Below are 15,409 nucleotides of genomic sequence, written 5' to 3'. Positions count from 1 at the left end.
GTTCCCGCTTCCGGCAGGACAGGACCGAACGGGGAGGCCTACGTGGCGGCGGCACAGACAGCGGCGGGGGAGAAACGGGGCTGGGCCAGGCGGCTGGCCGCCTACACCTGGCGGTACAAGGCCAACGTGCTGCTCGCGCTCGGCTCCTCGCTGGCGGGCATGGCCGTCATGGCGCTCGTACCGCTGGTCACCAAGGTGATCATCGACGACGTCATCGGGGACCACACCAGGCCCATGGGCCCCTGGGCCGGGATGCTCATAGCCGCCGCCCTGCTCGTGTACGTCCTCACCTACATACGCCGGTACTACGGCGGGCGCCTCGCCCTCGACGTGCAGCACGACCTGCGCACGGACATGTACGACACCATCTCCCGCCTCGACGGGCGGCGGCAGGACGAACTGTCCACCGGTCAGGTCGTCGGCCGCGCCACCACCGACCTCCAGCTCATCCAGGGCCTGCTCTTCATGCTCCCGATGACGATCGGGAACTTCCTGCTCTTCGGGATATCCCTCGGGATCATGCTGTGGCTGTCGCCGCTGCTGACCGTCGTCGCGCTGCTGATGGCCCCCGCCCTGTGGTTCATCGCCAAGCGCAGCCGGAAGAAGCTCTTCCCCGCCACCTGGTACGCGCAGAGCCAGGCCGCCGCCGTCGCGGGCGTCGTCGACGGGGCCGTGACCGGCGTACGCGTCGTCAAGGGCTTCGGCCAGGAGGAGCAGGAGACCTCCAAGCTGCGCGACGCCGGACGCCGGCTGTTCGCCGGGCGGATGCGGGCCATCCGGCTCAACTCCCGCTACACCCCCGCCCTCCAGGCCGTGCCCGCGCTCGCCCAGGTCGCCATGCTGGCGCTCGGCGGCTGGATGGCCACCGAGGGGCAGGTCACCCTCGGCACCTTCGTCGCCTTCTCCACCTATCTCGCGCAGCTCGTCGGCCCCGTCCGGATGCTCGCCATGGTGCTCACCGTCGCCCAGCAGGCCCGCGCCGGCGCGGACCGGGTCTTCGAGCTCATCGACACGGAGCCCGCGATCCGGGAGGGCACACGCGAACTGCCCTCCGACGCGCCCGCCACCGTCGAGTTCGAGGACGTCCACTTCGGCTACGACCCGGAGCGGCCCGTCCTCGACGGGTTCTCGCTGTCCGTGGCCGAAGGCGAGACCGTCGCGGTCGTCGGCGCCTCGGGCAGCGGCAAGTCCACCGTCTCGCTCCTCATGCCGCGCTTCTACGACGCCGACCGCGGCACCGTCCGCATCGGCGGCCACGACGTCCGGGAGCTGACCTACGCGTCCCTGCGCGGCGCGATCGGCCTCGTCCCCGAGGACTCCTTCCTCTTCTCCGACACCATCCGCGCCAACATCGCCTACGGGCACCCGGGCGCCACCGACGAGCAGATCGAGGCCGCCGCCCGCGCCGCCCAGGCCGACGGGTTCGTCCGGGCCCTGCCCGCCGGGTACGACACCAAGGTCGGCGAGCAGGGCCTGACACTCTCCGGCGGCCAGCGCCAGCGCATCGCGCTGGCCCGCGCCATCCTCACCGACCCCAGGCTGCTGCTCCTCGACGACGCCACCTCCGCCGTGGACGCCCGCGTCGAGCACGAGATCCACGAGGCCCTGCGGGCCGTCATGGCCGGGCGGACCACCCTGCTGATCGCCCACCGCCGCTCCACGCTCGCGCTGGCCGACCGGATCGCCGTCCTGGACCGCGGCCGGCTCGCCGAGATCGGGACGCACGAGGAGCTGCAGAAGCGCTCACCGCTCTACCGCAGGCTGCTCACCGACCCCGACGCGCTCGGCGCCGGCTCGCCGCGGACCCCGGACGCCCTCGCGATGGCCGAGTTCGAGAGCGAGCTCGACCGCGACCTCGAACGGGACATCGAGCTCGAGGCCGAGATCGACTCCGAGCCCGTCAACGCCAAGCGCCGGGTTCCCGCCGGGATCACCCCCGAGCTCTGGCGCCGCCGCGAGGAGCCCGACGCGGCGGCCGGCCCCCGCACCGCCCCCGCCCCCGGCGGGGCGCCCGGAGCCGGCCACTCCATGGCCGGAGCGGTGGCCGGGACGCCCGCCACCCCCGAACTGCTCGCGCAGGTCGCCGCGCTGCCGCCCGCCGACGACCTCCCCGACGTGGACGAGACCCGCGCCGCGGCCGCCGAGGACAGCTACGGCCTGCGCCGCCTGCTCAAGGGATTCTGGGCGCCGCTCGCCATCAGCCTGGCCCTCGTCGCCGTGGACGCGGGATCCGGTCTGCTCCTGCCGATCCTGATCCGCCACGGCATCGACCAGGGTGTCGAAGCGGCCGTGCTCGGCGCCGTCTGGGCGGCCGCCGGGCTCGCCCTCGCGGTCGTCGTCGCCCAGTGGGCCGCGCAGTTCGCCGAGACCCGGATGACCGGCCGCACCGGCGAGCGCGTCCTGTACTCCCTCCGCGTCAAGATCTTCGCGCAGCTCCAGCGGCTCGGCCTCGACTACTACGAGCGCGAGCTGACCGGCAAGATCATGACCCGGATGACCACGGACGTGGACTCCCTGTCGACGTTCCTCCAGACCGGGCTGGTCACCGCCGTCGTCTCCGTCTTCACCTTCTTCGGGATCCTGGTCGCCCTGCTCGTCCTCGACGTCGAGCTCGCCCTGATCGTCTTCGCGACCCTGCCCGTCCTGGTCGTCGGGACGATCGTGTTCCGCCGCAAGTCCGTCGCCGCCTACGAGCTCGCCCGCGACCGGGTCAGCCTGGTCAACGCAGACCTCCAGGAGTCCGTCTCCGGTCTGCGCATCGTGCAGGCCTTCCGCCGCGAGGGCTCCGGCGCCACCCGCTTCGCCGAGCGCAGCGACTCCTACCGCGAGGCCCGGGTCCGCGGCCAGTGGCTGATCTCGGTCTACTTCCCGTTCGTCCAGCTGCTGTCCTCGGCCGCCGCGGCCGCCGTGCTGATCGTCGGCGCGGGCCGGGTGGAGGCCGGGACGCTCACCACCGGCGCGCTGGTCGCGTACCTGCTCTACATCGACCTGTTCTTCGCCCCGGTCCAGCAGCTCTCCCAGGTCTTCGACGGCTACCAGCAGGCCACCGTCTCCCTCGGCCGCATCCAGGGCCTGCTGCGCGAGCCCACCACCACCCCGCAGCCGCAGAACCCGCGCGAGCTGCCCGGGCTGCGCGGTGAGATCGCCTTCGAGGACGTCCGCTTCCAGTACGGGACGGCCGCCGAACGCGGCGAGAAGGGCGACGCCCTGGCCGGGATCAGCCTGCGCATACCCGCGGGACAGACCGTGGCCTTCGTCGGCGAGACCGGAGCCGGCAAGTCCACCCTGGTCAAGATGGTGGCCCGGTTCTACGACCCGACCTCCGGCCGGATCACCGCCGACGGCGTCGACCTGCGGGAGCTGGACCTGACGGCGTACCGCCACCGGCTGGGCGTCGTCCCCCAGGAGTCGTACCTCTTCCCGGGGACCGTCCGCGACGCCATCGCCTACGGGCGGCCGGCCGCGAGCGACGCCGAGGTGGAGGCCGCCGCCCGCGCGGTGGGCGCGCACGCCATGATCGCGACCCTCGACGGCGGCTACCTGCACACCGTCGCCGAACGCGGCCGCAACCTCTCCGCGGGACAGCGCCAGCTGATCGCGCTGGCCCGCGCCGAGCTCGTCGACCCCGACGTGCTGCTGCTCGACGAGGCCACCGCCGCCCTGGACCTGGCCACCGAGGCCCAGGTCAACCAGGCGACGGACCGGCTCACGGGCAAGCGGACCACGCTGGTGGTGGCGCACCGGCTGACCACCGCCGCGCGGGCCGACCGGGTCGTCGTCATGGACCGCGGCCGCGTCGTCGAGGACGGCTCGCACGCCGAACTCCTGGCGCGCGGAGGCCGGTACGCCGAACTGTGGCGCACCTTCGTCGGGGAGGACGAGCGGGCCGCGGCCTGAGCGGCGGGAGCCCCGGGGATCAGAACTCGCCGAACAGCAGGTTCCCCGGGGCGTCCTCGTCGGTGCCGGTGTAGTACTCGCGGACCGCGTCGAGGAGTTCGTCCACCGTCAGCGTGCCGTCCCCGTCCGCGTCGATCCGCCGGAACAGCGCCTCGGTGTGGGCGGGGCTCAGGTCCGTGTCGAAGGCCTCCTGCGCCCGGTGGAACTCCTCCGGGCTGATGACCCCGTCGCCGTCGGTGTCGACGATGGTGAGGATCGCCCGCATCATCGGGCGGAACGAGCGGTCGTAGGCCGGCCCGCCCTGCGCGTACAGCCGGGTCATGCCCAGCTTGTACTCCTCCGGCGTGACCTTGCCGTCGCGGTCCAGGTCCAGTTCGGTGAAGAGGTCCTGCCAGAAGTCCGCCAGCCCGCCCATCACCAGGGCGGCCCGGGGGGAGTCGGCGGGCTCCGCGAGGGCGGTCAGCAGGCGGGAGCCGAGCGCGATGATGTCGTCGGCGTCGACCACTCCGCTCCGGTCGGCGTCCAGGTGCGTGAAGGCGCGCTCCAGCTTGCGGTCGAGCAGGTCGTTCGTCATGTGAGTGCCTTTCACGGCGGCGTCCGCATCTGCGGATACGTTGTGCGGGACTTGCGGTCACCTAGCGTAATTCCCCGGCGGATCGTGAACTTCCGTAGTCACGACGGGGAGTTGTGGATGCACTCGTACGAGGGAGGGGCGGCCCGCGGCGGGGTGGCCGGATCCTTGACGGCGGCAACCTTTCCGGGCGTCCGGGCGTCGTACGTGCGTGCGTACATCGTGCGTACGACCGATCGGGGGACTGGATGGTGAAGGGGCGGAACGGGCGAGGCCGCCGGGCCGCGTCGCTGGGAACGCTCACAGCGGCCCTGTGGCTCTGCGTCGGCGGGCTGTTCGCCGGAGCTCCCGTCCAGGCCGCGGGCGGCGGGTGCGCGGGCCGGCTGGCGCGGACGGTGCCGTTCGAGGCGGGCGAGCTGCGCGTCTACAAGAGCCGCAACCAGGCCTGTGCGATGGCCGTGGCCCGCACGCCCGGCGACCGGCGGCGGATGGCGGTCAGTATCCAGCCGCGCGGCGGGGCGCCGGTGGGCAACGCGGGGCTCTTCACCCGATATGCCGGGCCTGTCACCGTGGGGGCGATCAACCGCTGTGTGTATGTAAAGGGGGATGTGGGGGCGGGCTCGGCGGAGTCCGGCTGGATCCTGTGCTGAGGGACAGTCCCAACTGGGTCTGTTCAGCGGCGCGTTGGCCCGGCTAGGTTCACGGCGACCGAAGTGAACTCAAGGGGAGGGCGAATGCGCAAGACGCTCGGATGGCTGCTGTCGCTCGTGGTGCTCATCGGCACCATGGGCGCGGCCGGCTCCACGGCACAAGCGGCCACCGCCGCGGAGCCGGCTGCCGCCGCGGACATCAAGGACCAGATCCTCGGCATTCCCGGGATGAGCCTGATCGAGGAGAAGCCGTACCCCGGCTACCGATTCTTCGTGCTGAACTACGAGCAGCCGGTCGACCACCGGCAGCCGTGGAAGGGCACCTTCAAGCAGCGCCTGACCCTGTTGCACAAGGACGTCTCCCGGCCCTCGGTGTTCTTCACCTCCGGCTACAACGTCAACACCAACCCGCGCCGCAGTGAGCCGACGACCATCATCGACGGCAACCAGGTGTCCATGGAGTATCGATTCTTCACGCCTTCGCGGCCCGACGCGGCCAACTGGGCGCACCTGGACATCTGGCAGGCCGCCAGCGACCAGCACCGCATCTTCACCGCCCTGAAGAAGATCTACAAGAAGAACTGGCTGGCCACGGGCGGCAGCAAGGGCGGCATGACGGCGACGTACTACGAGCGCTTCTACCCGCGGGACATGGACGGCGTCGTCGCGTACGTCGCGCCCAACGACGTCGTCGACAAGGAGGACTCCGCCTACGACCGGTTCTTCGCCAAGGTCGGCACCAAGGAGTGCCGCGACAGGCTGAACGCCGTGCAGCGCGAGGCGCTCGTACGCCGCGAGCCGCTGGAGGCCAGGTACGCGGCGGCCGCCGCCGAGAACGGCTGGACCTTCACTACCGTCGGCAGCCTCGACAAGGCCTACGAGGCCGTCGTCCTCGACTACGTGTGGGCCTTCTGGCAGTACAGCCTGCTGGCCGACTGCGCCTCCGTCCCGGCCGCCGCCACCGCCTCCGACCAGGAGATCTGGGACTCGATCGACGGTATCTCCGGCTTCTCCGCCTACACCGACCAGGGCCTGGAGACGTACACGCCGTATTACTACCAGGCGGGCACCCAGCTCGGCTCCCCGGACATCAAGCAGCCGCACCTGGGCAACCTGAGCCGCTACGGCTACCAGCCGCCGCGCAACTTCGTGCCCCGCGACATCCCCATGACCTTCCAGCCGGGAGCCATGGCGGACATCGACAAGTGGGTGCGCGACAACGCCCACCAGATGCTGTTCGTGTACGGGCAGAACGACCCGTGGGGCGCCGAGCCGTTCCGCATCGGGTACGGGGCGCGCGACAGCCACGTGATGATCGCACCGGGCGCCAACCACGGGGCGAACGTCGCCAAGCTCCTGGACGGCGAGAAGGCCCTCGCCACCGCGAAGATCCTCCAGTGGGCAGGGGTGGCTCCGGCCGCGGCGCTCGCCGACGCGGGCCGGGCGGCGCCGCTGGCGGCCCCGGACGCCGAGCTCGACCGGCGCGACCTGGAGCGTGAGCCGCAGCTGCGCCCGTAGCGGCGTACGACCGGCCCCGGACGAGGGCGTGACCGCATCCCGCGGGCACGCCCTCCGCCGTGTCGGCGGCCGGCGGGCCGGACGGGGCGTCTCAGGCGTCGAGCGAGAGCCCGTGGCCCAGCGGGTAGCGGCCCGGGACCGGCACGGGCAGACGGCCCGCGGGCCGCGCCGCCCCGGTGAGGACCCGGGCCGCCGCCCGCATCTCCGCATCCCCCCAGGAATACGTCGCCAGCTCCGCCGCGCAGGCCGGCAGCCGGGCCGGGTCGTAGGGGTTGCGGAGCGCCACCAGGACCACGGGGACGCCGGTGGCGAGCAGCTCCGTCACCAGGTTGCGCTGCGCACCGCCCCCCTCCGGGACGTTGTACGTGCACAGCAGCACCGCAGCGTGGCCGGGCGCCGCGGCCGCCGCGCGCGCGGGCGCCACCGCCTCGGCCCGGCAGCCCAGCGCGGTCAGCTCCCGGGCCAGTACGACCGTGGGCGGGCCGGTGCCGGCGCTGGGGGAGACCGGGTCCGTCCCGGTGACCAGCAGCCTTGGCGCGGCCTTGGCGTCGAAGGGCACCAGCCTGCCGGGGTTCGCCAGCAGGGTCGTCGTGGCGGCGGCGATCCGGTCGGCGGCGTCGAGGTGTTCGCGTACGCCGACCACCGCGTCCACCGTCTCCGCCGAAGGGCGGGGCTCGTCGAACAGCCCGCGGCGGGACTTCAGTTCCAGGATCCGCAGCACCGACTCCTCGACGCGGGCCTCGGTCAGCTCGCCCGACGCGACGGCCGCCAGCACGCTGCGGTGGGCCAGCGGCAGGTCCGGCGGGTTCAACAGCTGGTCGCAGCCCGCCAGCAGCGCCAGCACGGGCACGCGGTCGTCGCCGTACTTCTGCCGGACCCCGGCCATGTCCAGGGCGTCGGTGACCACCACGCCCCCAAAGCCGAGGCGTTCGCGCAGGATGCCGGTGACGATCGGCCGGGAGAGGGTCGCCGGGTCGCCGGAGGGGTCCAGCGCCGGGAAGACGATGTGCGCCGTCATGATCGCGTCCACGCCGGCCTCCACCGCGGCCCGGAAGGGCGGCTCGTCGAGCTCCTCCCAGGCCGCGCGGGTGTGCCGCATCACCGGCAGTCCGACATGGCTGTCGGTCTCGGTGTCCCCGTGGCCGGGGAAGTGCTTGGCGGTGGCGGCGACCCCGGCGCCCTGGTAGCCGCGCACCTGGGCGGCGACCAGTTCGGCGACGGCGCGCGGGTCGGATCCGAAGGACCGTACGCCGATGACCGGATTGGCCGGGTTGACGTTGACGTCGGCCACCGGTGCGTAGTCCTGCCGGATGCCCATGGCCGCCAGCTCGGTGCCCGCGATGCGGGCGGCGCGCCGGGCGTCGGCGGCGGAACCGGAGGCGCCGAGCGCCATCGCCCCGGGGAACAGCGTCGCGGGCCTGCCGATCCGGGCGACGGCGCCGTGCTCCTGGTCGGTGGAGAGCAGCAGCGGGATCCGGGCGCCGGTGGTGAGGGCGGCCTGCTGGAGGCCGGTCGAGAGCGCCGCGATCTGGTGCGGGGTGCGGGTGTTGTGGGCCCAGGCGAAATAGACGATCCCGCCGAGGTGGTAGCGGGAGACCAGTTCGGCGCCGGTGCGCACACCGAACGCCGCTTGGTTCTGCTCGGCGTCCGCCGGGTCCGGGTCGGTCGCGGAATGCCCGTACGCCCGGGAGACGAAGAGCTGCCCGACCTTCTCGGCGAGGCTCATCCGGTCGACGGCGCGCCGCAGCCGGGCCCGGTCGGGCCGGCGGCCCGCGGGCTCGTCGGGGTTGAGGGCGTCGTCGGTGGTGGCGGTGCGCGCGGGGCCCGAGGCGGCGGCCGCCCCCGCGGCCGTGGCGGCGACCGCGACGGCCGCGGCGAGCAGGTTCCGGCGGGAGGCGTGGTTCGGCACGCGCCGGACCCTACCCGTGCCGTCCGGCGGCGGCCGGGCGTGTCGCCGCGTGTCGCCCCGTGGGGCCGGTTCGGCGGGGGTGCTCCGCGGAGGGGCGGAGATCCCGGACCCGGCCCGGGCCCCGGCCCGGGCCGCGTCCGGCGGCCGGCCTACCGGGCGGACCAGTGCTCCTGGAGGGTGCGGACCGTTTCGGTGATGGCCGGGCGGCGGGCGGCGCCGGTGCGCCAGAGGGCGTACAGCCTGCGGACGGGGCCCGGTTCCAGCGGTACGGCCACGGCCCCCGCCGGCAGGGCGCCGGTGCCCAGCCGGGGGACGACCGCCACCCCGAGTCCGGCCGCGACGAGGGCCACGATGGTGTGGTTCTCCTCGGCGACGTGCGCGATGTCCGGCTCGAAGCCGGCGGTGCGCAGCGTCCGCATCAGCCAGTCGTGGCAGACCCGTCCGGGCGGCTGGCACACCCAGCGCTGGCCGCCGAGGTCCGAGCGCCGGACGCTCCCGCGGGCGGTGAAGGGGTGGCCGGCCGGCACCACCAGGTCGCAGAGGTCGTCCCCGATGAGGGCCTGCTCCACCCCTTCGGGCGCGGGCAGCGGGGCGATGTCCCAGTCGTGGGCCACAGCCAGATCGGTGACGCCGCGGGCCACGAGGTCCACCGACAGGTGCGGGTCGACCTCGGTGAGGCGCACGTCCAGGGCCGGGTGCCGGCGGGCCAGATCGGCCAGTACCCCCGGCAGCAGTCCGCGCGCGGCCGAGGCGAACGCGGCGACCGTGAGCAGCCCGCCGGGCTGCCCGCGCCGCTCCTCCAGGGTGGTCTCGGCGCGCTCCACGATCGCCAGCAACTCCTGCGCGGCGTCCGCGAGATGGCGGGCCTCCTCGGTCAGGGCGACCCCGCGCCCGCGCCGCTCCAGCAGGGTGGTGCGGGTCTCCCGCTCCAGCTTGGCGATCTGCTGCGAGACCGCGGAGGGGGTGTAGCCGAGGGCGGCCGCCGCGCCCGCGACCGAGCCGTGGACCGATACGGCGTGCAGGGCGCGCAGCCGGGCGAGATCGAGCATGCCCTCATCCTATTCGTTAGCAGCGCTTCATCCATGGATGAAGAGATCCGCGCTGGTGCTACACGGTCGGGCGGGCCGATGCTCGGTCCATGCGTCCCGTACACACCGCACTCGCCGTGCTCGTCGCCGCCGTCTGGGGCTTCAACTTCGTGGTCATCGAGATCGGCCTCGACCACTTCCCGCCCCTGCTGCTGTCCGCGCTGCGCTTCCTCGTCGCCGCCCTGCCCGCCGTGTTCTTCGTCGGGCCGCCCAAGGTCGCCTGGAAGTGGATCGCGGGGGTGGGGGTCGCCCTCGGCATCGCCAAGTTCGGCCTGCTCTTCACCGGCATGGACGCGGGCATGCCGGCCGGGCTGTCCTCCCTCGTCCTCCAGGTCCAGGCCGTCTTCACCGCCGTCCTCGCCGCCGTCGTGCTCCGCGAGCGGCCGGGCCGGGTGCGGCTGCTCGGCATGGCCGTGGCGCTGGCCGGGATCGCCGTCGCCGCCGTGGACGGCGGGACCTCCGGCCCGGTGCTCGGCTTCGCGCTGGTGGTGGCGGCCGCCGCCTGCTGGGGCGTCTCCAACGTGCTGACCCGCAAGGCCTCCCCGCCCGACGCGCTGAACTTCATGGTGTGGGTGTGCACCGTGCCGGTGCTGCCGCTGCTCGCGCTGTCGCTGCTGCTGGAGGGGCCCGAGCGGGACCTGGCCGCGCTGCGCGCCCTGGACTGGTCCGGGGTGGGCGTCATCGCGTACGTCGCGTGGGTCTCGACCGTGTTCGGCTTCGGCGCCTGGGGCTGGCTGCTGCGCCGCTACCCGGCCTCGTCGGTGGCCCCGTTCAGCCTGCTGGTGCCGGTCTTCGGGATGTCCTCGGCGGCCCTGGCGCTGGGCGAGCAGGTGTCGGGCCTGCGCTGGGCGGCGGCGGTGCTGCTGGTCGGCGGGGTGGCGCTGACCTCGCTGGCCCCCGCGCGGCCCCGGACCCCTGCCGCCGCCGTCAGCGCGGGGAGCCCTCCTGCAGTGGCAGACGCCAGTCCTGCCCGATGAGGTGGACCCCGTACGAGCGGTGCGGGCGCTGCGCGACCAGGGTGAACCCGGCCCGCAGGTAGAGCTCGCGGGCGTCGGCCAGCACGTCGTTGGTCCACAGCACCAGCTCGCGGTAGCCGACCGAGCGGGCGAAGGCGACGACCGTGTCGACCAGCAGGCCGCCGATTCCGCGGCCGCGCCCCTCGGGGTCGACCAGGAGCAGTCGCAGCCGGGCGGTGCCGGGTGCGCCGTCCTCCCGATCCCGTACGCACATCACCGAGCCCACCGGGCGGCCGTCCAGCTCGGCGATCCAGACGCGTTCCAGGTACGGGTCGTGGTCCTCGGCGAAGTCGGCGACGATCCGGGCCACCAGGCCCTCGAACTCGGCGTTCCAGCCGTACTCGGCGGCGTACAGCGCGCCGTGCCGCTGCACGATCCAGCCCAGCTCGCCGGGCCCGGGGTCGCGCAGGCGGACCCCCTTCACCTCGGGGTCCGCAGGAGTCCGGGATGCCGCGGGCGTGTCCATGGCGCCCGAGGATAGCGCGGGGGGCGGGCCCGGGGGATGCCCGCGTACGGCCGGCCCGTACCGCGCCGTAGGGGCCGCGGGACGGCTGCTTCCCGCCGCCGCGGATCCGGCCCGGCAGCCCGCCCGGTCCGCCGCCGAGTCGGCCCGGCACGCCCGTCCGGGAATGCCGGCTGGCGCATGCCCAAAAAGCCCTGTCTGTTCTGATTTGCCGGCACCTCGGGTAGGCGTTGGGTAACGGAAACGTAAATCTGCGCCTCCGGATGCAACCCTCCGGGGGGTGCCGCGGGTCGTATGGTGCGTCGGCACTTCCGGGGAGGGATCTGGGGGGATCGGGAAGTCCGACGTGGGAGGGGTAACCGTGAGGGGGTCCGGCCGCGAGGCGGGACCCCCTTCGCGCTGCCCGGGGCACGGTCCACAGGCCTGACGGGATGTCGGCGCCGCCCGGTAGCTTCGGGTCATGGCAACGGACGGGGTACGGGCGGCGGTGCAGCTGGCGGTGGTCGAGGGCGTCCTCGAACGCATCACCTACGCCAACGAGGAGAGCGGCTACACGGTCGCCCGCGTCGACACCGGCCGGGGCGGCGGCGACCTGCTCACCGTGGTCGGCTCGCTGCTGGGGGCGCAGCCCGGCGAATCGCTGCGCATGGAGGGCCGTTGGGGCTCCCACCCGCAGTACGGCCGGCAGTTCACCGTGGAGAACTACCGGACCGTCCTGCCCGCCACCGTCCAGGGCATCCGCCGCTACCTCGGCTCCGGCCTGATCAAGGGCATCGGTCCGAAGATCGCCGACCGGATCGTGGAGCACTTCGGCACCGGCACGCTCGACGTGATCGAGGCCGAGCCGAAGCGGCTGATCGAGGTGCCCGGGCTCGGACCCAAGCGGACGAAGCTGATCGGGGCCGCCTGGGAGGAGCAGAAGGCCATCAAGGAGGTCATGGTCTTCCTCCAGGGCGTCGGCGTCTCCACCTCCATCGCGGTGCGCATCTACAAGAAGTACGGCGACGCCTCCATCTCCGTCGTCAACAACCAGCCCTACCGGCTCGCCGCCGACGTGTGGGGCATCGGTTTCCTGACCGCCGACCGCATCGCCCAGGCCGTCGGGATCCCGCACGACAGCCCCGAACGGGTCAAGGCCGGACTGCAGTACGCCCTGTCCCAGTCCACCGACCAGGGCCACTGCTTCCTGCCCGAGGAGAAGCTCATCGCCGACGGGGTCAAGCTGCTCCAGGTCGACACCGGGCTGGTGATCGAGTGCCTGGCGGAGCTCGCCGCCGACCCGGAGGGGGTCGTGCGGGAGTCCGTTCCGGACCCGCAGGGCGGGCCCGACCCGCTGACCGCCGTGTACCTGGTGCCCTTCCACCGGGCCGAGCTGTCCCTGGTCGGGCAGGTGCGGCGGCTGCTGAACGCCGAGGACGACCGGATGCCGTCCTTCCGGGACGTCGACTGGGACAAGGCCCTCGGCTGGCTGGCCGGGCGTACGGGAGCCACGCTCGCCCCCGAGCAGCGGGACGCGGTCAGGCTGGCGCTGACCCGCCGGGTCGCCGTCCTCACCGGCGGCCCCGGCTCCGGGAAGTCCTTCACCGTGCGCTCCATCGTCGAGCTGGCCCGGGCCAAGAAGGCCAAGGTGGTGCTGGCCGCGCCCACCGGCCGGGCGGCCAAGCGGCTCGCCGAGCTCACGGGGGCCGAGGCCTCCACGGTGCACCGGCTGCTGGAGCTCAAGCCGGGCGGGGACGCGGCGTACGACCGGGACCGGCCGCTGGACGCCGACCTGGTCGTGGTCGACGAGGCCTCGATGCTGGACCTGCTGCTGGCCAACAAGCTGGTCAAGGCGGTGGCGCCGGGAGCGCACCTGCTGCTGGTGGGGGACGTGGACCAGCTGCCGTCCGTCGGCGCCGGGGAGGTGCTGCGGGACCTGCTGGCGGAGGGCGGCCCGGTACCCGCGGTGCGGCTGACCCGGATCTTCCGACAGGCCCAGCAGTCCGGGGTGGTCACCAACGCGCACCGCATCAACACCGGGCTGCCGCCCATCACCGACGGACTGCCGGACTTCTTCCTCTTCCCCGAGGAGGACACCGAGGCGGCGGGCGTGCTGGCCGTGGACGTGGCGGCCCGCAGGATCCCGGCCCGGTTCGGCCTCGACCCGAGGCGGGACGTCCAGGTGCTCGCCCCCATGCACCGCGGCCCGGCCGGCGCGGGACACCTCAACGGGCTGCTCCAGCAGGCGATGACGCCGGCCCGCCCCGACCTGCCGGAGAAGCGGTTCGGCGGCCGGGTCTTCCGGGTGGGCGACAAGGTCACCCAGATCCGCAACAACTACGACAAGGGCGCCAACGGCGTCTTCAACGGCACGGTCGGCGTGGTCGTCGCCCTGGACGCGGAGGAACAGCGCCTGACGGTGCGGACGGAGGAGGACGAGGAGATCGGCTACGAGTTCTCGGAGCTCGACGAGCTCGCCCACGCCTACGCCGTCACGATCCACCGCTCCCAGGGGAGTGAATATCCCGCAGTGGTGATCCCGGTCACCACCGGTGCTTGGATGATGCTCCAGCGGAATCTGCTGTATACGGCGGTGACCAGGGCCAAGAAGCTGGTCGTCCTCGTCGGGTCCCGGAAGGCCCTCGGGCAGGCGGTGCGTACCGTTTCCGCAGGTAGGAGGTACACGGCGGTCGCGCCCCGGCTGTCCGGACGGATACCGGTGGGAAACATCACCTAGATGATCGATCATTTGGGGTTCCCGCCGCCGTGCGGAGGGGGCAGGATGAGGAGGTTGGCGGCACTCAGTGCCGTCAGAAGGACCGAAGGCCGACCCCGAGTGCACTCTCCTGCGCCAAATGGGGGAAGGTAGAGGCAGTCAGGGCACCTCGAAGAAGAGGCACTACGTCGGTGAGGGATGACGTGAGCGACAACTCTGTAGTACTCCGGTACGCGGACGGCGAATACACCTACCCGGTGGTTGAGAGCACCGTCGGCGACCAGGGCTTCGACATCTCGAAGCTGCGGGCCCAGACCGGGCTCGTCACGCTGGACAGCGGCTACGGCAACACCGCGGCCTACAAGTCCGCGATCACCTACCTCGACGGTGAGCAGGGCATCCTGCGCTACCGCGGCTACCCGATCGAGCAGCTGGCCGAGCGTTCGTCCTTCATCGAGGTGGCCTACCTGCTGATCAACGGTGAGCTGCCGACCGTCGACCAGCTCGCGTCGTTCCGCAACGAGATCACCCAGCACACGCTGCTGCACGAGGACGTCAAGCGCTTCTACGACGGCTTCCCGCGCGACGCGCACCCGATGGCGATGCTGTCCTCGGTCGTCAGCGCGCTGTCCACCTTCTACCAGGACAGCCACAACCCCTTCGACGAGACGCAGCGCAACCTCTCGACGATCCGGCTGCTGGCCAAGCTCCCGACGATCGCGGCCTACGCGTACAAGAAGTCGGTCGGCCACCCGGTGGTCTACCCGCGCAACGACCTCGGCTACGTCGAGAACTTCCTGCGCATGACCTTCTCCGTGCCGGCCCAGGAGTACGACCTGGACCCGGTCGTGGTCTCCGCGCTCGACAAGCTGCTGATCCTGCACGCGGACCACGAGCAGAACTGCTCCACCTCCACCGTGCGCCTGGTCGGCTCCTCGCAGGCGAACATGTTCGCCTCGATCTCCGCCGGCATCTCGGCCCTGTGGGGTCCGCTGCACGGTGGCGCCAACCAGTCCGTCCTGGAGATGCTCGAGGGCATCAAGAACGACGGCGGCGACGTCGACGCCTTCATCCGCAAGGTGAAGAACAAGGAGGACGGCGTCCGCCTGATGGGCTTCGGGCACCGCGTCTACAAGAGCTTCGACCCCCGGGCGAAGATCATCAAGGCGGCGGCGCACGACGTCCTCTCGGCGCTCGGCAAGAGCGACGAGCTGCTCGACATCGCGCTCAAGCTGGAAGAGCACGCGCTGGCCGACTCGTACTTCGTCGAGCGCAACCTCTACCCGAACGTGGACTTCTACACCGGTCTGATCTACCGGGCCATGGGCTTCCCGACCGAGATGTTCACCGTGCTCTTCGCGCTCGGCCGCCTCCCCGGCTGGATCGCCCAGTGGCAGGAAATGATCAAGGAGCCGGGTTCCCGTATCGGCCGCCCGCGCCAGATCTACACGGGCGAGGTCCTGCGCGACTTCGTTCCCGTCGAGGCCCGCTGACCCGAGGCCCTCGGGCGCCGCGCAGGACCGTGCGGCGCCGCCCCAGGAGTACGAGAAGCGCCCCGCCGTCGATCCCCCCACGGGTCGACGGTCGGGGCGCTTCCCTTTT

General features: G+C 72.7%; 10 protein-coding genes. 6 read left to right on the top strand and 4 right to left on the bottom strand.

The window, feature by feature from the left end; translation table 11 throughout:
- Positions 1 to 42 precede the first annotated feature (42 nt).
- Positions 43 to 3,897 carry an ABC transporter ATP-binding protein gene (locus tag AVW11_RS15590; protein WP_060180374.1) on the top strand — a complete coding sequence of 1,285 codons (3,855 nt, stop codon included), beginning with the start codon at positions 43 to 45 and terminating at the stop codon, positions 3,895 to 3,897.
- 19 nt (positions 3,898 to 3,916) lie between these two features.
- Here AVW11_RS15590 and AVW11_RS15585 read toward each other — a convergent pair whose 3' ends face one another.
- Entirely contained in the window at positions 3,917 to 4,471 is a 555-nt protein-coding gene (locus AVW11_RS15585) for an EF-hand domain-containing protein (RefSeq protein ID WP_030840496.1), read from the bottom strand.
- A 245-nt stretch (positions 4,472 to 4,716) separates the two neighbouring features.
- On the opposite strand from AVW11_RS15585, the gene AVW11_RS15580 reads away from it, so the two are divergent.
- Entirely contained in the window at positions 4,717 to 5,118 is a 402-nt protein-coding gene (locus tag AVW11_RS15580) for a hypothetical protein (protein WP_076044281.1), read from the top strand.
- Between the two features lie 84 nt (positions 5,119 to 5,202).
- The gene (locus AVW11_RS15575; protein WP_030840502.1) at positions 5,203 to 6,636 is read left to right on the top strand and encodes a S28 family serine protease; all 1,434 of its coding nucleotides are present in this window, start codon (positions 5,203 to 5,205) and stop codon (positions 6,634 to 6,636) included.
- A gap of 91 nt (positions 6,637 to 6,727) precedes the next feature.
- Here AVW11_RS15575 and AVW11_RS15570 read toward each other — a convergent pair whose 3' ends face one another.
- Both AVW11_RS15570 and AVW11_RS15565 read right to left on the bottom strand, forming a co-directional pair.
- Positions 6,728 to 8,545 carry a glycoside hydrolase family 3 protein gene (locus tag AVW11_RS15570; RefSeq protein ID WP_076044280.1) on the bottom strand — a complete coding sequence of 606 codons (1,818 nt, stop codon included), beginning with the start codon at positions 8,543 to 8,545 and terminating at the stop codon, positions 6,728 to 6,730.
- Between the two features lie 149 nt (positions 8,546 to 8,694).
- Positions 8,695 to 9,594, bottom strand: a complete 900-nt coding sequence (locus AVW11_RS15565) for a LysR family transcriptional regulator (protein ID WP_076044279.1) — start codon at positions 9,592 to 9,594, stop codon at positions 8,695 to 8,697.
- 89 nt (positions 9,595 to 9,683) lie between these two features.
- Between AVW11_RS15565 and AVW11_RS15560 the strand changes: the two genes are divergently transcribed.
- Positions 9,684 to 10,610, top strand: a complete 927-nt coding sequence (locus AVW11_RS15560) for an EamA family transporter (RefSeq protein ID WP_060180370.1) — start codon at positions 9,684 to 9,686, stop codon at positions 10,608 to 10,610.
- Here the strand turns inward: AVW11_RS15560 and AVW11_RS15555 are convergent.
- Positions 10,561 to 11,280 carry a GNAT family N-acetyltransferase gene (locus AVW11_RS15555; RefSeq protein WP_240528187.1) on the bottom strand — a complete coding sequence of 240 codons (720 nt, stop codon included), beginning with the start codon at positions 11,278 to 11,280 and terminating at the stop codon, positions 10,561 to 10,563. The genes AVW11_RS15560 and AVW11_RS15555 overlap by 50 nt on opposite strands.
- 292 nt (positions 11,281 to 11,572) lie before the next feature.
- Here AVW11_RS15555 and recD2 point away from each other — a divergent pair, with 292 nt between their 5' ends.
- Together recD2 and AVW11_RS15545 are read left to right on the top strand one after the other, a co-directional pair.
- The gene (recD2, locus tag AVW11_RS15550; protein ID WP_076044278.1) at positions 11,573 to 13,828 is read left to right on the top strand and encodes an SF1B family DNA helicase RecD2; all 2,256 of its coding nucleotides are present in this window, start codon (positions 11,573 to 11,575) and stop codon (positions 13,826 to 13,828) included.
- Positions 13,829 to 14,010: 182 nt separating this feature from the next.
- Positions 14,011 to 15,300: a citrate synthase gene (locus tag AVW11_RS15545; protein ID WP_030840521.1), complete on the top strand. Its 1,290-nt coding sequence runs from the start codon at positions 14,011 to 14,013 to the stop codon at positions 15,298 to 15,300.
- Positions 15,301 to 15,409 lie beyond the last annotated feature (109 nt).

Origin of the sequence: Streptomyces amritsarensis (assembly GCF_001953875.1) — a bacterium.
GTDB lineage: Bacteria > Actinomycetota > Actinomycetes > Streptomycetales > Streptomycetaceae > Streptomyces > Streptomyces amritsarensis.
This window is presented reverse-complemented; position numbering and strand designations above follow the sequence as displayed.